This is a genomic window from Blastococcus sp. SYSU DS0552, from assembly GCF_054050815.1.
Genome location: NZ_JBJHAB010000002.1, coordinates 118,092 through 137,441, shown reverse-complemented (window position 1 = coordinate 137,441; position 19,350 = coordinate 118,092). Strand labels below are relative to the sequence as shown.

Annotated in this window: 17 protein-coding genes and 1 tRNA gene; 4 read left to right on the top strand and 14 right to left on the bottom strand. The window is 74.4% G+C overall.

Features of this window, described 5'->3' with window-relative positions; translation table 11 throughout:
- Window positions 1-4: 4 nt before the first annotated feature.
- The 9 genes from folK to dacB all read right to left on the bottom strand — a co-directional run bounded on the left by folK (window position 5) and on the right by dacB (window position 8,915).
- Complete coding sequence (gene folK, locus ACI8AG_RS02820) at window positions 5-511, bottom strand: 2-amino-4-hydroxy-6-hydroxymethyldihydropteridine diphosphokinase (protein ID WP_456595837.1); 507 nt, start codon at window positions 509-511, stop codon at window positions 5-7.
- Window positions 508-879, bottom strand: a complete 372-nt coding sequence (gene folB, locus ACI8AG_RS02815) for a dihydroneopterin aldolase (protein ID WP_456595836.1) — start codon at window positions 877-879, stop codon at window positions 508-510. Before folB ends, folK begins: the two co-directional genes overlap by 4 nt.
- Entirely contained in the window at window positions 863-1,726 is an 864-nt protein-coding gene (folP, locus tag ACI8AG_RS02810) for a dihydropteroate synthase (protein ID WP_456595835.1), read from the bottom strand. Before folP ends, folB begins: the two co-directional genes overlap by 17 nt.
- A 13-nt stretch (window positions 1,727-1,739) precedes the next feature.
- Window positions 1,740-2,357: a GTP cyclohydrolase I FolE gene (gene folE, locus ACI8AG_RS02805; protein WP_456588145.1), complete on the bottom strand. Its 618-nt coding sequence runs from the start codon at window positions 2,355-2,357 to the stop codon at window positions 1,740-1,742.
- Between the two features lie 13 nt (window positions 2,358-2,370).
- Complete coding sequence (ftsH, locus tag ACI8AG_RS02800) at window positions 2,371-4,338, bottom strand: ATP-dependent zinc metalloprotease FtsH (protein ID WP_456595834.1); 1,968 nt, start codon at window positions 4,336-4,338, stop codon at window positions 2,371-2,373.
- Between the two features lie 400 nt (window positions 4,339-4,738).
- Window positions 4,739-5,323, bottom strand: coding sequence for a hypoxanthine phosphoribosyltransferase (gene hpt / locus ACI8AG_RS02795; RefSeq protein ID WP_456588147.1), 585 nt, complete (start codon window positions 5,321-5,323; stop codon window positions 4,739-4,741).
- Window positions 5,320-6,348, bottom strand: a complete 1,029-nt coding sequence (gene tilS / locus ACI8AG_RS02790; RefSeq protein WP_456595833.1) for a tRNA lysidine(34) synthetase TilS — start codon at window positions 6,346-6,348, stop codon at window positions 5,320-5,322. Before tilS ends, hpt begins: the two co-directional genes overlap by 4 nt.
- A 5-nt stretch (window positions 6,349-6,353) precedes the next feature.
- Window positions 6,354-7,442 carry a zinc-dependent metalloprotease gene (locus tag ACI8AG_RS02785; RefSeq protein WP_456595832.1) on the bottom strand — a complete coding sequence of 363 codons (1,089 nt, stop codon included), beginning with the start codon at window positions 7,440-7,442 and terminating at the stop codon, window positions 6,354-6,356.
- Window positions 7,443-7,490: 48 nt separating this feature from the next.
- Window positions 7,491-8,915, bottom strand: coding sequence for a D-alanyl-D-alanine carboxypeptidase/D-alanyl-D-alanine endopeptidase (dacB, locus tag ACI8AG_RS02780; RefSeq protein WP_456595831.1), 1,425 nt, complete (start codon window positions 8,913-8,915; stop codon window positions 7,491-7,493).
- Window positions 8,916-8,971: 56 nt separating this feature from the next.
- On the opposite strand from dacB, the gene ACI8AG_RS02775 reads away from it, so the two are divergent.
- The 3 genes from ACI8AG_RS02775 (at window position 8,972) to ACI8AG_RS02765 (ending at window position 10,659) form a co-directional block, all read left to right on the top strand.
- A complete protein-coding gene (locus tag ACI8AG_RS02775) occupies window positions 8,972-9,466 on the top strand; it encodes an inorganic diphosphatase (protein ID WP_456588151.1) in 495 nt (164 codons plus the stop codon).
- Window positions 9,467-9,591: 125 nt separating this feature from the next.
- Entirely contained in the window at window positions 9,592-9,936 is a 345-nt protein-coding gene (locus tag ACI8AG_RS02770) for a hypothetical protein (protein WP_456595830.1), read from the top strand.
- Between the two features lie 54 nt (window positions 9,937-9,990).
- Window positions 9,991-10,659 (top strand): hypothetical protein, encoded by a 669-nt coding sequence (locus ACI8AG_RS02765; RefSeq protein WP_456595829.1) that lies wholly within the window; start codon window positions 9,991-9,993, stop codon window positions 10,657-10,659.
- Window positions 10,660-10,830: 171 nt separating this feature from the next.
- Here ACI8AG_RS02765 and ACI8AG_RS02760 read toward each other — a convergent pair.
- From ACI8AG_RS02760 to tmk, 3 genes are all read right to left on the bottom strand, one after another.
- Window positions 10,831-10,903 (bottom strand) — tRNA-Thr (locus tag ACI8AG_RS02760).
- A 106-nt stretch (window positions 10,904-11,009) separates the two neighbouring features.
- Window positions 11,010-12,206, bottom strand: a complete 1,197-nt coding sequence (locus tag ACI8AG_RS02755) for a DNA polymerase III subunit delta' (RefSeq protein WP_456595828.1) — start codon at window positions 12,204-12,206, stop codon at window positions 11,010-11,012.
- The gene (gene tmk, locus ACI8AG_RS02750; protein WP_456588153.1) at window positions 12,203-14,482 is read right to left on the bottom strand and encodes a dTMP kinase; all 2,280 of its coding nucleotides are present in this window, start codon (window positions 14,480-14,482) and stop codon (window positions 12,203-12,205) included. Before tmk ends, ACI8AG_RS02755 begins: the two co-directional genes overlap by 4 nt.
- Window positions 14,483-14,678: 196 nt before the next feature.
- Here tmk and ACI8AG_RS02745 point away from each other — a divergent pair, with 196 nt between their 5' ends.
- Window positions 14,679-15,503 (top strand): trans-aconitate 2-methyltransferase, encoded by an 825-nt coding sequence (locus ACI8AG_RS02745; protein WP_456595827.1) that lies wholly within the window; start codon window positions 14,679-14,681, stop codon window positions 15,501-15,503.
- Between the two features lie 17 nt (window positions 15,504-15,520).
- On the opposite strand, the gene ACI8AG_RS02740 is transcribed toward ACI8AG_RS02745, so the two are convergent.
- Window positions 15,521-16,333 carry a class I SAM-dependent methyltransferase gene (locus ACI8AG_RS02740; protein ID WP_456595826.1) on the bottom strand — a complete coding sequence of 271 codons (813 nt, stop codon included), beginning with the start codon at window positions 16,331-16,333 and terminating at the stop codon, window positions 15,521-15,523.
- A complete protein-coding gene (gene topA, locus ACI8AG_RS02735; RefSeq protein WP_456595825.1) occupies window positions 16,333-19,197 on the bottom strand; it encodes a type I DNA topoisomerase in 2,865 nt (954 codons plus the stop codon). The genes ACI8AG_RS02740 and topA overlap by 1 nt, the downstream gene beginning before the upstream one ends.
- Between the last annotated feature and the right edge of the window lie 153 nt (window positions 19,198-19,350).

Genomic DNA, 19,350 nt, shown 5'->3' with positions numbered 1-19,350 from the left:
GTCCTCAGTGCAGGTGGTCCCAGCGCACGACCGCCGCCACGTCGGCGGGGTCGAGCGCGGCCACCAGGTCGGCGACCCGGCCGCGGCCCGGGAGGACTGCGGTCGGGTCGAGGGTCAGCCAGGGCACCAGCACGAACGCCCGTTCGTGCGCCCGCGGGTGCGGCAGGGTCAACGCGGGGTCGTCGGAGAGCACGGGGGCGCCGTCGTCACCGGTCACGGTGACCACGTCGACGTCGAGCGTGCGGGCGCCCCAGCGCACCTCGCGGGTGCGGCCGGCCGCCTGCTCCAGCTCCTGCGCCCGCGCGAGCCAGCCCCGGGCATCCCGCTCGCCGCGGGCGACGGCGATCGCGTTGAGGTACGGCGGCTGCTCGACCGGCCCCCACGGCGGGGTCTCGTACAGCGTGGAGCGGGCGACCAGCACGCCGTCGTCCTTCAGCGCGGTGAGCGCGGTGCGCAGCGCGCCGGCGCGGTCGCCCAGGTTGGCGCCCAGCGAGAGGACGGCGCGGCTCACCGGCGCTCCCTGCGGATGGTGACCTCGACGTCGTCGAACGGCACCCCCAGCTCGGCCTGCGGCTTGTGCACGGTGATCTCGACGGCGTCGACGAGCTCGACGGCCAGGCAGACGTCGGCCAGCCGCTGGGCGAGGGTCTCGAGCAGGTTGACCGGCTCCCCCGCGACCACGTGGTGCAACCGCTGGGCCAGGTCGGCGTAGTTCACCGTCCGCGCGAGGTCGTCGGCCGCGGCCGCGGCGGTGGTGTCCAGCTCCAGGACGGCGTCCACCCGGAACATCTGCCCGCGCTCGCGCTCGAAGGCGTAGACGCCGTGGTGGGCGTGGGCGCGGATGCCCCGGACGACGATCCGGTCAGGGGTGCTGGCCACGGCCGGCTCCTCTCGCCGCGCGGACGGCGGCCACGGTGCGGATGGCGTCGACCGAGCCGGCGGCGTCGTGCACCCGGACGCCCCAGGCCCCGGCCTGCGCGGCGAGCACCGTGGTGGCCAGGGTCGCGGCGTCGCGCTCCTCGGCCGGGCGGGGGACGCCGTCGGCGTCGGCGAGCAGCCGGCCCAGGAAGGTCTTGCGCGAGGCGCCGACGAGCACCGGCAGCCCCACGGCCACGAGCCGGTCGAGCCCGGCCAGCAGCGCCCAGTTGTGCTCGGCGCGCTTGGCGAAGCCCAGGCCGGGGTCGAGCACCAGCTGGTCGGGGCGCACCCCGGCGGCGACGACGTCCTCCACCCGGGCGGTGAGCTCGGCGCAGACCTCGGTGACGACGTCGCCGTACTGCGCCGCCGCGTACATCTCCCGGCTGTGCCCGCGCCAGTGCATGAGCACCCAGGGCACGCCCGCCTCGGCCACCAGGTCGGCCATGTTCTTGTCCGCCAGCCCACCGCTGACGTCGTTGACCAGCACCGCGCCGGCGTGCAGCGCCGCCTCGGCCACCTCGGCGCGGGTGGTGTCGACGCTGGTGCGCACGCCCGCGGCGGAGAGCTCCCGGATGACCGGGAGCACGCGGCGGCACTCCTCCTCGGCGTCCACCCGGTCGGCTCCCGGGCGAGTGGACTCCCCGCCGACGTCGACGTAGTCGGCGCCCGCGCCGTGCATGGCCAGTCCGTGCGCGATCGCGGTGGCGGGGTCGGCGAAGCAGCCGCCGTCGGAGAAGGAGTCGGGCGTGACGTTGAGGACGCCCATCACCAGGCAGTGACCCGGACGGGGCAGCGCGGCGGGGCTCATCGACGCGCCCCGCTCACCGGCCGAGCACGAGGGCCATGGCCTCGCTGCGGGTGGCCGCGTTCTCGCGGAAGATGCCGCGGACCGCGGAGGTGACCGTGGAAGAACCGGGCTTGCGGACGCCGCGCATCGCCATGCACAGGTGCTCGGCCTGGACCACGACCAGCACGCCGCGCGGCTTGAGGGCGTCGTCGAGGGCGTCGGCGATCTGCCGGGTCATCCGCTCCTGCACCTGCGGCCGGCGGGCGTAGACCTCGACCAGCCGGGCCAGCTTGGACAGCCCGGTCACCCGGCCGTCCTGCCCCGGGATGTAGGCGACGTGCGCGACCCCGTGGAAGGGCACCAGGTGGTGCTCGCAGGTCGAGTACATCGGGATGTCCTTGACCAGCACCAGCTCGTCGTGGTCCTCGTCGAACGTGGTCGCGAGGATGTCGTACGGGTCCTGCGCCAGCCCGGCGAAGGTCTCCGCGTAGGCCCGCGCGACACGCGCCGGGGTGTCCTGCAGGCCCGGCCGGTCGGGGTCCTCGCCGATGGCGAGCAGCAGCTCCCGGACCGCCGCCGCGGCCCGCTCCTGGTCCACCCCCGGCGCCGGGGTCAGCAGCTGGTCGGCGGGTTCGGCCGGGATCTCGCTCACCGGTGGTCCCGGCTCATCGCTGGACCGGGGCCCCGACGTCACCGACCGGGCTGGTGGCCCCCGACCCGTTCTGCCCGGCCCGCTCCGCCGGCGTCAGCACCGGCGGCTGGTCGGACGGGGTGCGCTTGCCGAAGCCGTTGTACGGGGCGAGGGCCGGCCGCTTGGCGACCGGAGCGCAGATGCGCGCCATGTCGTCCTTGGAGAGCGTCTCCTTCTCGATCAGCTCGAGCACGAGCTGGTCGAGGACGTGGCGGTACTCGACCAGGATCTCCCACGCCTCGTCGTGCGCGGCCTCGATCAGGGCACGGATCTCCGCGTCGATGTCGGCGGCGACGGCCTCGGAGTAGTCGGGGCGGGACCCCATGTCCCGGCCGAGGAACGGCTCGGAGTCGCTGCTGCCGTACTTCACCGCGCCCAGCTTGGCGCTCATGCCGTACTGGGTCACCATCGCGCGGGCCATCGAGGTGGCCTTCTCGATGTCGTTACCGGCCCCGGTGGTCGGCTCGTGGAAGACCAGTTCCTCGGCGGCCCGCCCGCCGAGGGCGTAGGCGAGGGTGTCGATCATCTCCGACCGGGTCTGGGTGTACTTGTCCTCCGTCGGCAGCACGAGGGTGTGCCCCAGCGAGCGGCCGCGGGGCAGGATCGTCACCTTGTGCACCGGGTCCAGGTTGGGCAGCGCGTGCGCCACCAGGGCGTGCCCGCCCTCGTGGTAGGCGGTGACCTTCTTCTCCTTCTCGCTCATCGCCCGCGTCTTGCGCTCGGGGCCGGCGATGACGCGGTCGATCGCCTCCTCGAGGGTCGCGTCGGTGATCATCGAGCCGTTGTTGCGGGCGGTGAGCAACGCGCCCTCGTTGAGCACGTTGGCGAGGTCGGCGCCGGTGAAGCCCGGCGTGCGGCGGGCCACGGTCTCCAGGTCGACGTCGGGCGCGAGCGGCTTGCCCTTGGCGTGGACCTCGAGGATCTTCTTGCGGCCCTCGAGATCGGGGCGGTCGACGGCGATCTGCCGGTCGAAGCGACCCGGGCGCAGCAGCGCGGGGTCCAGGACGTCGGGCCGGTTGGTCGCGGCGATCAGGATGACCCCGCCCTTGACGTCGAAGCCGTCCATCTCGACGAGCATCTGGTTGAGCGTCTGCTCGCGCTCGTCGTGCCCGCCGCCCATGCCGGCGCCGCGCTGCCGCCCGACGGCGTCGATCTCGTCGACGAAGATGATCGCCGGGGAGTTCTCCTTGGCCTGGGTGAACAGGTCGCGGACCCGGCTGGCACCGACACCGACGAACATCTCGACGAAGTCCGACCCGGAGATCGAGAAGAACGGCACGCCCGCCTCGCCGGCGACCGCGCGGGCCAGCAGGGTCTTGCCGGTGCCGGGCGGGCCGAAGAGCAGCACGCCCTTGGGGATCTTCGCGCCGACGGCCTGGAACTTCACCGGGTTGGCGAGGAAGTCCTTGATCTCGTGCAGCTCTTCGATCGCCTCGTCGGCGCCGGCGACGTCGGCGAACGTCGTCTTCGGCATGTCCTTGGTGATCTGCTTGGCCTTCGACTTGCCGAAGGCCATGACGCCCCGGCCGCCGCCCTGCATGGAGTTGAACAGCCAGAAGAGCAGCAGGAGCAGGATCAGGAACGGCAGGAAGCTGACCAGCAGGCTGACCAGCAGGCTGTCCTGGGTGACGTTGGTGTCGAACTGCTCGTCCTCCTGGGCGCGCAGGAGGTCGACGATGTCGCCCTCGACCGCCACCGGGTAGGAGGTGGTGACCTCGGTGCTGCCCTCGACCTCGTCGGTCAGCTCCAGGTCGAGCGTCTGCTCCTTGGTGTTGAGCGTCGCCGACTCGACGTTGCCGCTCTCGATCTGCTCGAGGGCCGTCGAGGTGGTGATCTCCTGGCGGTTGCCCTCCCCGCTGAACAGCGACGAGACGGTCAGGGCCAGCAGGATGACCAGGACCACCCAGAACCACACGGAGCGGAAGATCTTCTTACGTTCCATACACCGATGCCGGGCGCCGGCGTGCCGGCTCGCCCGTCGACCCTCCTGACCGTCCCGGGGACGCCGCCACGGCCCGGGCACGGACCCCGGCGCTCGGTGCAGCGTCGTCGGGATCGACGGTACACCGGTGCACCTGGGCGATCCCTGCGTGCGAGCTGGGAACGTCCCCCGCCCGGGGCGACGTGACCGGCGACGGGCCCGGAGGGTCCTCGCCGGTCACGGCAGACGCGCGGGACACGGGGCGGGGACGGCAGGCGGTCGCGGCACCGGAGGTGATCCGCCCCGCGAGGGTCGCAGCCGGCGACGGGCCCGGAGGCTCCTCACCGGCCGCGACGGGAGGGCTCAGCGCAGCCGGGGCACAGCACCCGGCCGCGGTCGTCGTCCGGAGCACGACGACGTGTCAGGCGTAGACCTCGGGCTTGAGCGTGCCGATGTAGGGCAGGTCGCGGTACCGCTCGGCGTAGTCGAGGCCGTAGCCGACGACGAACTCGTTCGGGATGTCGAAGCCGACGTACTTCACCGGCACCTCCACCTTGACCGCGTCGGGCTTGCGGAGCAGCGTGCAGACCTCCAGCGACGCGGGGTTCCGGCCGCCGAGGTTCTTGAGCAGCCAGGAGAGCGTCAGCCCGGAGTCGATGATGTCCTCGAGCACCAGCACGTGCTTGCCGGTGATGTCCCGGTCGAGGTCCTTGAGGATGCGCACGACACCCGAGGAGCTGGTGGCGGACCCGTAGGAGGAAACCGCCATGAACTCCATCTGGGTGGGCAGCTGGAGCGCGCGGGCGAAGTCGCTCATGAACAGCACCGCGCCCTTGAGCACGCCGACGAGCAGGACCTCCCTGCCCGCGTAGTCGGCGGCGACCGCCGCGGCGAGCTCGGCGATCTTGTCGCGGATCTGCGCCTCGCTGAGCAGGACGTGGTCGATGTCCGGGCCGTAGCCGTGGTCGGGACCGAGTGCGCCGGGCGTGCTGGCAGGCTCCGTCACGGAGTGTGCTCCTCGTGGGGTGCGGTTCCGGGGGTGCTGCGCCGAGCCTCCGGCGGCAGCAGCACCAGACTGCCAGACGCCCGGACGACGCCCGCGCCGCCGGGTAGGTCGACCACGCCCTGCCCCCGCCAGCCGGTGACCAGGCTCTCGACCGCGCGCAGGTGGACCGCCTGCAGGTCGGGGACCCCGGCACCGCGCAGCCACCCGCGGAGCACGCGCCGGCGGAGCGCGGCCGGCAGCGCTTCCAGCGGCCGGGCGGGCAGGCCGCCGTCGCCGGACTCCGCGGCCAGCCGGGCGAGCTCGGCGGCCGCCAGGTCGTCGAGCGCGTCGAGGTCCTCCCGGAGCATCCCCGCGGTGCGCGCCAACGCCGGCGCCACACCGCCGCCGAGGACCTCCTCCAGCAGCGGCAGGACCTCGGTGCGCAGCCGCACCCGGGTGTAGGCGGGGTCGGTGTTCCACGGGTCGTCCCACACGGGCAGCCCCTGGTCCGCGCAGGCCCGCCGGGTGGTCTCGCGGCGGACGCCGAGCAGCGGCCGCCACCAGGAGACGCCGTCGGTGACCCGCTCGGGCACCATGCCCGCGACCGACCGGGGCCCGGAGCCGCGGCCCAGGCCGAGCAGGACCGTCTCCGCCTGGTCGTCCAGCGTGTGCCCGAGGGCGACCCGGGCGCCGCGCTCCCGCGCCGCGGTGGCCAGCGCGGCGTAGCGGGCGGTGCGGGCCGCCGCCTCGGGGCCACCGGGGCCGGCCACCCGCACGGGCAGCACCAGCACCGGGTCCAGGCCCAGCTGCCGCAGCAGCGCGGCCGTGTTCTCCGCGCGCGCGGCCGAACCGGGCTGCAGGCCGTGGTCGACGGTGACCGCGCCGACGCGCACGCCGGCGGACCGCGCCTCGAAGGCGATTGCGGCGGCCAGGGCCAGCGAGTCCGCTCCCCCGCTGCAGGCGGCGAGCACCGGGCCCGCGCCGGACCGCAGCCCGGCCCGGACCGCGTGCCGCACCGCGGCGACCGCGCGAGGTGGCCCGGCCACCGGCCTCAGGCGGGGAGCGCCGGGCGGCCGAGCACCCGCTCCACCCACCGCTCGGGCGCGGTGAGCTCGTCCACCAGCGGCAGGTTCGCCGGCCCCTCCCAGACCCGGTTGAAGCCCTCCATGCCGGCGAGCTCGACGACGCCGCCGACGAAGTGCCGGCCGTCGGCGTACTGCTTCATCTTCTGCTCCAGGCCCAGCAGCCGGCGCATCACGCGGTCGAGCGGGCCCCGGCCCTTGCGGCGCTGCGCGAACCGCTTGCGCAGGGTGCGGACCGACGGGACCACGTCGGGCCCGACACCGTCCATGACGTACTCGGCGTGGCCCTCGACGAGGCTCATCACCGCGGTCACCCGGTCGAGGACGGCCCGCTGCCGCGGGTCGCGCACCAGCGCCAGCAGCCCCTCGGCCCCGCCGTCGCCGTTCCCGCCGCGCACCGCGTCGGCGAGGCCGCGCAGCAGGTCCTGCAGGCGTTCGCGCAGCACGTCCGGGGCCAGGTCGGTGGCGGCGACGAACTCCGCGATCTGCGACTCGAGGTAGCCGGTCAGCCAGGGGACGCCGGTGAACTGCAGCTGGTGGGTGACCTCGTGCAGGCAGACCCAGAGCCGGAAGTCCGACGGGTCGACGCCCAGCTTCCGCTCGGTCGCCACGATGTTCGGCGCCACCAGCAGCAGCCGGCCACCGGTGCCGAAGACCTCGTACTGGCCGAGCACCCGCGAGGACAGGAAGGCCAGCAGCCCACCGGCCTGCAGCCCGGTGGCGCGGGAGCCGATGGCCGTGGCGAGGGCGCCGGGACGGCTCTCCTGGCGCTCGGTCAGCTTGTGCACCAGCGGGTCGAGCAGGGCGGCCATGCCGCGGGCGTTGGCGTCCGCCCAGCCCGGTCGGTCGACGACGACGACCTCCGGGACCGCGCCCCCGGGGGCGGGCCGCAGCCCGGTGAGGGCCTCGACGTGTGCGACGGCGGTGGCCGCGGCCCGGTGCAGCTCGGCGACGACGGCGGCGGCCTCCTCACGGGTCGTGCTCGGGCCGCTGCTCACCAGCCGGCGGGCCGTGCGTCCGGCGAGATCCCAGTCGACCATCGAGGAGGCGCTGCTCATCGCCTCACCGTACGCGTGGAGCGCCTCCCGGCCCGGCGGGCCGCGGCGTCACCGGCAGCCGCAGGCGGCCAGGGTGGCGGCGACCTCGTCGAGCGCGGCCTCCGCGGCCACTGCGCTGCCCGTCGCCTCGTCTGCCACCACGGCGAAGGCCAGCAGCCGTCCGTCCGCGGTCACGATGGTGCCGGCGAGGGCGTTGACACCCAGCAGCGTGCCGGTCTTCGCGCGCACGGTCCCCGGCGCGGTCGCCGGGTCGTCGTCCCCGCGGTCGGCGAGGGTGCCGTCGTACCCGGCCACCGGGAGGCCGGCGAGCAGGCCCGCGGCGTTCCCGAGGCTGCCGTCGGCAGCCCCGCGCACCAGGGCGGTGAGCAGCTCGGCGGTCACCACGTCCTCCCGGGAGAGGCCGCTGGCGTCGGCGAGGGCGACGCCGGTGACGTCCAGGCCGGCCTCGTCCAGCGTGTCGACGATGGCCCGGGCCGCGCCCTCGAACGTCGCCGGCTCCCCCCGTGACAGCGCCACGTGCCGGGCCAGGGACTCGGCGAGCACGTTGTCGGACATGGACAGCGCCTGCTCGACCAGCCGGGCGACCGGTGCGGACTCCACGGTGCCGAGCGTCCGCGCCCCGGCGGGGGCCTGCCCGAGGACCACGGCGGCGCCGGGCGCGCCGAGCGCGTCGGCGAGGGCGGAGCCGGCGTCCAAGCCGGGCTGCCCGCTCCGGGCGGTCGCCCCGGGGCTGACCCGGGCGCCGTCGACGGCGGTGGCGGTGATCGGCGCGGCGTAGCTGGAGGGGGCGTCCCCCGCACCCCAGCCGCTGGCCGTGAGCGGGCCGCTGAACAGCGAGCTGTCGACCACGACGCGGGTCACGGCGGTACCGGCGGGGAGCGCGGCGACCACCTGGGTGGCGAGGTCGGCCACGGTCGGGGCGCCGGGATAGGTCAGCGACGGCTCGGTGCGCGACAGCGTCGGATCCCCGCCGCCCACGAGCACCACCTCGCCGGGGGTGGCGCCGCTGACGACCCGGGTCTCGAACGTGTCGGCCGGGTCGAGGGTGGTGAGCACGGCGGCAGCGGTGAGCAGCTTGGCGGTGGAGGCCGGGGTCAGGGGGGCGCCGGCGTTCTGGTCGTAGAGCACCTGACCGGTGGCGACGTCGATGACCTGCGCCGTCGTCCCGGGCCCCAGCGGCGGGCCGGTGACCAGCGGGGTCAGCGTGGCCGCGAGGACGTCGGGGTCCGGGAGGGGCGCGTCGGCCACCAGCCCGGCCAGGACGGGCTCGGCCTCGCCCAGGCTGGGCAGCTCCGCGTCGGGGACGGCGACAGCGCCGTCCCGGCCCGTGTCGCCGCCGAGCGCGACGCCGAGCCCGACACCCCCGGCGGCGAGCAGCAGCACGAGGACCACGACGCCGATCGTCATGCGCCGTCGGAAGCGGCCGTAGTTGGCCGTGACGATCGTCGAGCCGCTCGACGAGATGGTGCCCACCCCCCACAGGGGGGCCTGCGCCGACCGGATCGTCCCCCGTGGGCCACACTACGTCCGTGCAGTTCGACGTGACGGTAGAAATCCCGAAGGGCCAGCGGAACAAGTACGAGCTGGACCATGAGACCGGACGCATCCGCTTGGACCGGATGCTGTTCACCTCCACCCGCTACCCGGCGGACTACGGCTACATCGAGAACACCCTGGGGCAGGACGGCGACCCGCTGGACGCCCTGGTGATCCTCGAGGAGCCGACGTTCCCCGGGTGCCTGGTCACCTGCCGGGCCATCGGCATGTTCCGCATGACCGACGAGGCCGGAGGGGACGACAAGGTCCTCTGCGTCCCGGCGACGGACCCGCGGGTGGCGCACCTCAAGGAGATCGAGGACGTGTCGGAGTTCGACCGCCTCGAGATCCAGCACTTCTTCGAGACGTACAAGGACCTCGAGCCGGGCAAGTCGGTCGAGGGCGCCGAGTGGGTCGGCCGCGACGCGGCCGAGGCCGAGATCCTGGCCTCGATCGAGCGCGCCAAGAACAACTCCACGCACCACTGACCTCCCGCCCGGCCTTCCGGACCGGGCGTCGGGTGCACCCGACGGCGGCACACCTCACGGAGGCGTGCCGCCGTCAGCCATGCCTGCGGCATCCCCAGACCGTGCCCTGAGGAAGGAAGCGCACCTTGCCGAACCTCGGTCTGGACAACCTGATCCACCGCATCCGCGACCGTTTCGGACACGCGTTCCATGCGACCGTGACCGCGTCCGTGCAGGCGACGATCGGTGCCGTGCACGGGGCTCACCGGCTTTCCACGCCCTCTCGCTGCCGCATTGCCGGATGCAACGAACCGGCGATCGACTCGCACGTCATCCCCAGGTCCTTCCTCACTGCGAACGGCAGCGGAGGCGGGCTCCGCACCCCTGTGGTCATCGGTGGTACCGCGGTCGAGATGCGACCGATGACCGGCTCGTCGGCACCGACCTTCCCCGGGTACTGCCACGATCACGACGACCGGCTGTTCGCCTAGGAGTAGCCCGGACGGTTCAGCGGCCCGGACGCCCCTGCGAGCCAGCTGATGCGGGTGACCGATGCCTCCATCCATGAAGTCGGGCTACGGGCAGCGGTGCCCTCCACGCTCGGACGGGAACTGGCTCCTACAGCGACCGGACTCCAGCACGTGAGCCACCTCCTCGGTCCGGCGGATGCCGCCTTCCTGACGACGGAGGCGGCGTCGCTGGCGCAGTCAGCGACGGAGGCGGCGCCCCTGCTGGCGGATCTACGGCGGCTCCGCGATGCTCTTGACCGCTCGCGGTCGGCGTCAGGCCCTGGGGCCTTCATCCGCTCCGTGCACGTGCCGGACGTGGACTGGCCGCAGTTCGCCGACGCCCTCCGGGTGCCACGGCGAGGCGATGTGGACTTCCGGGACCCGACGCCGCTGGCGATGTGCGGCCTGTCCGACCCCGCGGGCTTCCACCTGGTGCTCGGGGCGCTGGACGAAGGCAAGGAAGCGGTCCTCCGCCTCGAATCGGAACTGCGAGCCGCGCCGAGCAAGGTCCTCGCCTTCGCGCTCCACTGCCTCACCTGGGGAACGCACTACTCATTCGTGAGCGAAGCGCTGTGGTCGTCCCTGGACCGGCCAACGCAGGCCGACTGGGAGAAGAGGCTGTCCTTCATCCCGCACACCCGGGGAGCCTTCTCCAGCGACCCGGTCCGTATCCCGTTCATCCGAGCGGGGAATGGGTGGCTCTGACCCGCCGCGGCGGCCGAACGTGCCCGCCAACGGCGAGCACGGCGCCGCGTGAGCAGTCGGTTGCACCAGTGCTTCTCCCGGGGCTCATCGGTGCCCGGCGCGCACGGGCGCCGTTGCGCTCACCGGGGAACGACGACGGGCCCGTCCTCGCGGACGGGCCCGTGCTGCGCGAGCCGCCTGTCGGAATCGAACCGACGACCTTCTCATTACGAGTGAGATGCTCTACCGACTGAGCTAAGGCGGCGAACTGCCCGCACAGCCTACGACACCGCACGCCCCGCTCCGCGCAGCGGCCCTCCCGCACGGTCCCCGGCGAGCCCAGGAGCGAAGGAGGGCAGCAAGGGCCTTCCTCAGGCGGGCAGGCGCAGCGCGACGGTCAGCGCCTCCAGGGCCACCTGGGGCTTCACGTTCTGCTCCAGCGCACGGCGGCAGGCCAGGATGGCGTCGATGCGGCGCAGCGCCCCCTCCGCGCCGATCCGCCGGGCCAGCTCCTCGGCGTCGGTGCGGCGGTCGGGGTGGTTGAGCTGCGGCGCGGGGTGGGTCCGGGAGGACACAGCGGCGTCGAGGACCAGCGCATCGCGGTAGAGCCCGGCCAGGTCGACCAGCGCGCGGTCCAGCGAGTCGCGGCCCAGCCGGGTGGACCGGGACTTCTGCCGCTTCTCCAGCTCCTTGAGCTGCCCGGCACCCCGGCTGGCGGCGGCCACGCCGGGCCCGCGCGCGCCGACCCCCAGGCTGGCCTTGACCGCCTCGGTCTCGGCCCCGTCCAGGGCGGCGGAGGCCTCGTCCGCCTCCTCCTTCGCCGCGCCCACCAGGTCGTCGGCGGCGTCCAGGCAGGCGGCGAGGGAGACCAGCCGCAGGGGGACGTCGAGCACCGCCTTGCGGGCCAGCCGGGCCGTCTCGTCCCGGGCCAGCCGCCGGGCCCGGCCCACGTGCCCGCCGGACGCCGCGGCCGACCAGGCGGCCAGCGCCGGGTCGACGCCGTCGCGGCGGACCAGCACCTCGGCGACGGCCTCCGCCGGCGGGGTGCGCAGCCCGATGACGCGGCAGCGCGAGCGGATGGTGACCGGCACGTCGTCGGGGTGGAGGCTGGGCGCGCACAGCAGGAAGACGGTGCGCGGCGGCGGCTCCTCGAGCATCTTGAGCACGGTGTTGGAGGCCTGCTCGGTCATGCGGTCGGCGTCCTCCACCACGACCACCTGCCAGCGCCCCTGCGAGGGAGCCCGGCCGGCGATGCGCACGAGCTCGCGCACCTCGGCGACGCCGATGGACAGACCCTCGGGGACGATCAGCTGCACGTCGGCGTGCGTCCCGGCCAACACGGTGCGGCACGCGTGGCAGGTGCCGTCCCCGCCCGCCGGGCACTGCAGCGCGGCGGCGAAGGCCCGTGCGGCCACCGACCGGCCGGAGCCCGGCGGGCCGGTGAACAACCAGGCGTGGGTCATCGCCGCCGGTTCGGCGATCGCCGCCCGCAGCTCGGCCACCACGGCCGGCTGGCCGATCACCTGCGTCCAGACGCCTTCCTCGGGCGCCACCACCGGGGCCGTCACGGGTGCAGCTGCGGCGTGGCGCCGGTCTGCGCGTGCGGATGGTGCGCGTGGGCACCGCCCCGGCCGTCGTGCCGCAGCTCGGGAGCGACCTGGGTCTGGGCGGCCGGCGGTGCGGGGGTCTGCAGCGGCAGCCCGGAGAGCAGCTCGGCGACCCGCACCCGGATCGCGGCCGCGAGCTCGTCGGGTGAACGCCGCGCGTCGAGCACCAGGTAGCGGTCGGGCTCGGCCTCGGCGAGCTCCTGGAAGGTGCGCCGCACCCGCTGGTGGAACTCCAGCGACTCCGACTCCAGCCGGTCGGCGGCGGCCCGGCCGCGGGCTCGCGCGAGGCCCACCTCGGGCGGCAGGTCGAGCAGGACCGTCAGGTCGGGCTGCAGGCCCTGGCTGGCCCAGCGGGAGATCGTGCGGACGTCGTCGAGCGGGATCGTGCGCCCGGCGCCCTGGTAGGCCAGCGAGCTGTCGATGAACCGGTCGGTGATCACGACCTCGCCGGCGTCGAGCGCGGGGCGCAGCACCTCGTGCACGTGCTGGGCGCGGTCGGCGGCGTAGAGCAGCGCCTCGGCCCGCGGGGCGATGCCCACCTGGGCGCGGTCAAGCACGATCGAGCGGATCCCGGCCCCCGGCGGGGTGGCGCCGGGCTCGAAGGACGCACGGGCGGTCAGCCCCTCGTCGGCGAGCCACTCCTGCAGCCGGCGCACCTGGGTGGACTTGCCGGCCCCCTCGCCGCCCTCGAAGGCGATGAGCACCCCGCCCCCGGCCAGCCTGCGGCGCGCGGTGGTGTCGCGGCGCAGCGCGGTGACGACGTCGGCCCACAGCGGGATGGGGCGCCGGTCGTCCATCTGCCGGTAGGCGAGCAACCCGACGCCGATGGCCAGCAGCCCGGCCGCGAGCAGCATGATCCGCTCGCCGGAGAGCGGCAGCACGACGGCGCCGAGGTCGAGCTCCTCCCGGCCGATCAGCCCCACCCCGATCGGCACGAGGGCCAGGGAGATGATCAGCGCCGCGCGGACCAGGGACTGCACGATCGCGAAGGTGCGGCCCCGGATCGAGTCCTCCACCTCGGTGCCGATCAGGGTGATCCCGGCCAGGAAGGCCATGCCGGCGAAGAAGCCCATGACGACCACGAGCAGCAGCGAGATCCACAGCGCGAAGGACAGCGACAGCAGCACCACGACCACCCCGGCGCCGACGATCGCCAGCCCGAAGATGCGCTCGCGGGCGAGGTCGCGGGCCACGCTGGGGCCGATGCCGATGCCCAGGCCCAGGCCGACGAAGACGGCCCCGAACAGCAGGCCGTACGCCGCCTCGCCGCCCCCGAGCACGTTGACGTAGGCCTGCCCGGTGGCGATGATCGCGCCCGCCGCGACGAAGGCCCCGGTGATGCCCACGACCAGGCCCCGGATCAGGCGGGTGTGCCCGGCGAAGGAGAAGCCCTTGACCAGCGAGCCGAGGAAGCTCTCCTGCTGGCCGACCACCGCCCCCTCCGCCCGACGGCCGCTGATCGACGGCAGGTTCCAGATGACGAAGGCCGCGACCAGGAAGGTGAGCGCGTTCAGGTAGAGGGCGAGGTCCACCTCGTCCACGCCCGGCAGGACGGCGCTGAGCTCGCCGCCCACGCTGGTGAGCAGGGCGAACACGATCGCCGCGGCCACCGGGGTGAGCCCGTAGGTGGTGACCAGGGAGAGCTGGTTGGCCGGCTCCAGCTGGTCCTTGCGCAGCATGTTGGGGACGGCGGCGTCCTTGGCCGGGATCCAGAACAGGCTGAAGGCCTCGATGACGAACTGGGCGATGAAGAGCCAGATGAGGTTGTCGACGATCGGGATCGAGGCGAACAGCCCGAACCGGAAGATGTCGGTGACCACCATCGTCTTCCGCCGGTCGAACCGGTCGGCGAAGGCCCCGGCCACCGGGCCGAGCACGATGGCCGGGAGCAGCCGGAAGAGCAGGACGCCGGCCAGCGCGAAGTTCTGCGCGGCGTAGTCGTCGAAGGTCATCGTCGCCGTGACGGTGATGGCGAGCAGGCCGAGCCAGTCACCGAAGCTGGACAGCAGCGTGGACAGCCAGAGCTTGCGGAAGTCGCGCACCCGCAGCACCGCGCGGATCTTGGCCACCGTGCCCACCGCACCGGAGCCGTCCGCGCCCGAGGCGGACGAGCCGGGGGGTGCGCCGTCCGGGCCGACGTCGGTCAGGGGCGGGCCCGCGGACGGCGGCACCGGCGTGCCGGCGGGCGGCAGCCCGTCGCCCGGGGCGGCCGGCTCCCCGACCGGAGCAGCCGGCACCGCCTTCTCGGGCGGTGCCGGTGAGTTCGGGTCGGCCGAAATGGCGAGCTCCCCAGGTCGGTGGGCGGCAGGGCGGAGCGGGCCCAGCGGGGTTACGGTACCGGCCGGGGACCACGTTCCGGCACCGCATTACCCGGCGGGTGGGCGGTTCTCGACGGCTCCGCGGACGGGCGGAGCCCTGTCAGGGTCGGGGATGATGAGGGCGACCGGGGATCCGACGCGCCAGGCCGGCAAGACTTCACCCGGCCGTTGGCACCCGGACACCTACCTGCGGTTCGCCGGGGAACGCGCCCGCCCGTTCGCCGACCTGCTCGCCCGGGTGGGGGCCCCCGACCCGCGGGTCGTCGTCGACCTGGGCTGCGGAGAGGGCTCCCTGACCGCTTCGCTGGCGCAGCGCTGGCCGGGTGCCCGCGTCATCGGCGTCGACTCCTCCCCCGAGATGCTGGCCGCGGTCACCGCCACCGCTCCCGGGCACGTGGAGTTCCGGCTCGGCGACGTGCGGGACTGGACCCCGGCCGGCGCGGTGGACGTCGTCGTCAGCAACGCCGTCCTGCACTGGGTGCCCGGGCACCCGGACCTCATGGCGCGCTGGGCCGCGGCCCTGCCGGCCGGCGGGTGGCTCGCCGTCCAGGTGCCGGGCAACTTCCGGGCACCCACCCACGCGCTGCTGGCCGACCTGTGCCGCCGCCCGGAGTGGGCCGACCGGCTGGCCGGCGTCGCGCCGCGGGCCGACGCCGTGCTCGAGCCCGCCGGCTACGCCGAGGTGCTCACCGGGGCGGGGTTGGTGCCCGACGTCTGGGAGACGACGTACCTGCATGAGCTGAGCGGGCCCGACCCGGTGCTGGCCTGGGTGCGCTCGACGGTGCTGCGCCCGGTCCTCGCCCGGCTGGACGACGACGCCGCGACCGCGTTCTCCGCCGCCTACGCCGAGGCCCTGCGGACGGCCTACCCGCCCCGACCCGACGGCACGACGCTGCTGCCCTTCCGGCGGGTCTTCGCCGTCGGCACCCGCCTGTCCTGACCGTCGGCCGGCGGCGGTCAGCGCGGGGTGAGCCGGTAGGCGTGCGTCCGGTAGGGCAGCTCGAGCTCCGGCCGCCCCCGGGTGCCGGGGTGGTCGGCCAGCAGCCGGCGGATCGCGGAGAGGAACTCCTCGCGCCGGGCGCCGTCCATGACCGCCACGTAGCTGCGGGTGGCGATGCCGCCGACGACGTCCTCGGGGCCCGCACGCTGCACGATCCCCGACTCGACGACCTCGACGTCGGCCCCGAGCTCCTCGGCGAAGCGGTCGACGACGCGCTGGTCGGCCTCGTGCCCGCGCGCCTCGTCGGCGATCAGCTCCTCCAGTGCGGCGATCCAGGGCACCCGGTCGTCGCGGGTGTTCCAGACCAGGCCGAGGACGACACCGGGACGGAGCACCCGGCGGATCTCGCGGGCGGCCGGGACCGGGTCGAACCAGTGCGCGGCCTGCCCGGCCACGACGGCGTCGACCGAGGCGTTCCCAGCCGGGAGCCGCTCCGCGGTCCCCACGGCGGTGGCGACCGCCGGGAACCGGGCGCCGAGCTCGGCCAGCATCTCCGGGGACGGGTCGACCGCGCGGACGCGGTGCCCCAGGCCCAGCACGACCTGGGTGAGCAGTCCCGTGCCGGCACCGACGTCGAGCACGTCGAGCGACCGGTCCCGGCCGAGGAGGAACTCGACCGCGTCGACCGGGTACGTCGGCCGCAGCGCGGCGTACCCGGCCGCGACCGCCCCGAACGAGCGCGCCCGTGCCCCCAGCGCGTCCTCGTCCGGCGGCCCTGCCCCGAGGCCTCCCCCGAGCATGCGAGGGGTGCGGGGGACGGGGTCCTTCATCAGCCCGCGGTGACCGGGTCCGACGCCGTCGTGGCGGCCTTCTTCGCGGTCGTCTTCTTCGCGGTGGCCTTCTTCGCGGTCGTCTTCTTCGCCGCCGTCTTCTTCGCCGTCGTCTTCTTGGCGGCCTTCTTCTTCGACGGTCCAGCGGCTCGGCGGTCGGCCAGGAGCTCGGCGGCGCGCTCGATCGTGATCGACTCGACGTCGTCGCCCTTGCGCAGGCTGGCGTTGGTCTCGCCGTCGGTCACGTAGGGGCCGAACCGGCCCTCGCGCACGGTGATCTGGCCCTGGGTGACCGGGTCGGGGCCGAGCTCCTTGAGCGGGGCCTTGGCCGCGGCCCGGCCGCGCTGCTTGGGCTGGGCGAAGATCGCCAGCGCCTCGTCCAGGGTGGTGGTGAACAGCTTGTCCTCGCTGTCGAGCGAGCGGGAGTCGGTGCCCTTCTTGAGGTAGGGGCCGTAGCGGCCGTTGAGCGCCTGGATCTCCTCGCCGTCGGGCGCGGTGCCGACGGTGCGCGGCAGCGTCAGGAGCTTCAGCGCGTCGTCGATGGTCACCGTCTCCGGGGACATCGAGGAGAACAGGCTCGCCGTGCGCGGCGACTCCTTGCTCCCCTCGGGGACGACGGTGGTGACGTAGGGGCCGTAGCGGCCGGCCTTCACCACGACCGGGTGCCCGGACTCCGGGTCGGTGCCCAGCTCCCGGTCGCCCGAGGGCGCCTCCAGCAGCTCGCGAACCTTCTCCTCGGTCAGCTCGTCGGGCGCGAGGTCCTCGGGGATGCTGACGCGCGCGCCGTCCTCGCCGTCGGCCTGCAGGTAGGGGCCGTAGCGGCCGACGCGGACGACGACCGGACGGCCCTCGCGGTCGGTGGCGCGCAGCGGGATCGAGTTGATGCCGCGGGCGTCGATCTCCTCCAGCCGCTGGCCGATGACCTGCTTGAGCCCGCCGGACTGCGCGATCGCGCCGGCGTGCCGGCCCTCGCCACCGAAGTAGAACTCGGTCAGCCAGTCCACCCGGCCCAGGTTCCCGCCGGCGATCTCGTCGAGCTCCTCCTCCAGCGAGGCGGTGAACTGGTAGTCGACCAGCTGGGCGAAGTACTGCTCGAGCAGGTTGACCACGGCGAACGCCACGAACGACGGGACGAGGGCGTTGCCCTTCTTCCACACGTACCCGCGGTCCTGGATGGTCTGCATGATCGACGCGAAGGTCGACGGCCGGCCGATCCCCAGCTCCTCCAGCCGGGCCACCAGGCTCGGCTCGGTGTAGCGGGACGGCGGCTGGGTGGTGTGGCCCTTGGCGTCGAGCGACCGGGTGTCGAGGGTCTGGCCGCGCTCCAGGCGCGGCAGCCGGCGCTCGGCGTCGTCGCTGCCGTGGTCGTCGTCGCCGTCCTTCTGCGCGCCCTCGTCCCGGGACTCCACGTAGGCCCGCAGGAAGCCGGGGAAGGTGATCGTGCGGCCGCTGGCGGTGAACTCGACCGCCTCGTCGGTGCTGCTGCGACCGGCCAGCCGGACGCTGACGGTCTGGCCGACGGCGTCGGCCATCTGCGAGGCGACGGTGCGCTGCCAGATCAGCTCGTAGAGCCGGAACTCGTCGCGCGCCAGCTCCGACGCCAGCTGACCGGGGGTCCGGAAGCTGTCCCCGGCGGGCCGGATGGCCTCGTGCGCCTCCTGCGCCCCCTTGGACTTCTTGCTGTAGACCCGCGCCTCCGGCGGCACGTACGCGTCGCCGTACAGCTCCCGCGCCTGGGTGCGAGCGGCGTTGACCGCCTCGGCCGACAGGTTCGTCGAGTCGGTCCGCATGTAGGTGATGTGGCCGTTCTCGTACAGCCGCTGCGCCACCCGCATGACCTGCGCCGACGACCAGCCGAGCTTGCGACCGGCCTCCATCTGCAGCGTGGAGGTGGTGAACGGGGCGTACGGACGACGACGGTAGGGCTTCTCGTCGACCCGGCTGACGCTCACCTGGCGGCCCTCGAGCCGGGCGGCCAGGCCGCGGGCGCCGGCCTCGTCGAGGTGCACGACGTCACCGGTGACGCGGCCGGTGGCTGCGTCGAAGTCCTTGCCGGTGGCGACGCGGCTGTCGTCGACGCTGACCAGCTTGGCCCGCACGGTGGTGGGCTCGCCCGCGTCGGCGCCGGCGGCGCGGCCGGGGACGGCGAAGGTGCCCTCCAGCGACCAGTAGTCGGCGGCGTGGAAGGCCATCCGCTCCCGCTCGCGCTCCACGACGATGCGGGTGGCCACCGACTGGACGCGGCCGGCCGAGAGCTTCGGCAGCACCTTCTTCCAGAGGACCGGGGAGACCTCGTAGCCGTAGAGCCGGTCGAGGATGCGGCGGGTCTCCTGCGCGTCGACCAGGTGGGTGTCGAGCTCCCGCGGGTTGGCCACGGCACGGGCGATCGCCTCGGGAGTGATCTCGTGGAAGACCATCCGGCGCACCGGCACCCGCGGCTTGAGGGTGTCGATCAGGTGCCAGGCGATGGCCTCGCCCTCGCGGTCCTCGTCTGTCGCGAGGTAGATCTCGCTGGCGTCCTTCACCAGCTGCTTGAGCCGGGTGACCTGCTGCTTGCGGTCGGGGCTGACCACGTAGAGCGGCTCGAAGGAGTTGTCGACGTCGACACCGAGCCGCGCCCACGCCGCGCCCTTGTGCTCGGCCGGGACGTCGGCGGCGTTGCGCGGCAGGTCGCGGATGTGCCCGACGCTGGCCTCGACGACGTAGCCGCTGCCCAGGTAGCCGGCGATCTTGTTCGCCTTCGTCGGCGACTCGACGATGACCAGCGGCCGGCCGCCGGACGCGGCCGAGCCCCGGCGGGCCGGCGTCTTCTTCGCGCCGTCCGTCGTGGGGTCGCTCTCGGTCTGCGTGGTCTTGGTGGGCACGGGACTCCTGTCGGTGCTGCGGGGGCGGTGCGGGTGCGGCGGGACCGGCCGGTCGGCCGGTCTCCTGCGTCGCCCCGGCGGGTGCCGGGGCGGCGGGCGCCACCGCGGAACGCCCCTCGGCGGGCCACGGTAAGCCACCCCGGCGCCGTGGCG

Coding starts and splice junctions, on each gene's coding strand:
- ACI8AG_RS02745 (WP_456595827.1), top strand. CDS start 14,679: ATGAGGGCGACCGGGGATCCGACGCGCCAGGCCGGCAAGACTTCACCC.
- folP (WP_456595835.1), bottom strand. CDS start 1,726: ATGAGCCCCGCCGCGCTGCCCCGTCCGGGTCACTGCCTGGTGATGGGC.
- ACI8AG_RS02740 (WP_456595826.1), bottom strand. CDS start 16,333: ATGAAGGACCCCGTCCCCCGCACCCCTCGCATGCTCGGGGGAGGCCTC.
- ACI8AG_RS02785 (WP_456595832.1), bottom strand. CDS start 7,442: ATGAGCAGCGCCTCCTCGATGGTCGACTGGGATCTCGCCGGACGCACG.
- ftsH (WP_456595834.1), bottom strand. CDS start 4,338: ATGGAACGTAAGAAGATCTTCCGCTCCGTGTGGTTCTGGGTGGTCCTG.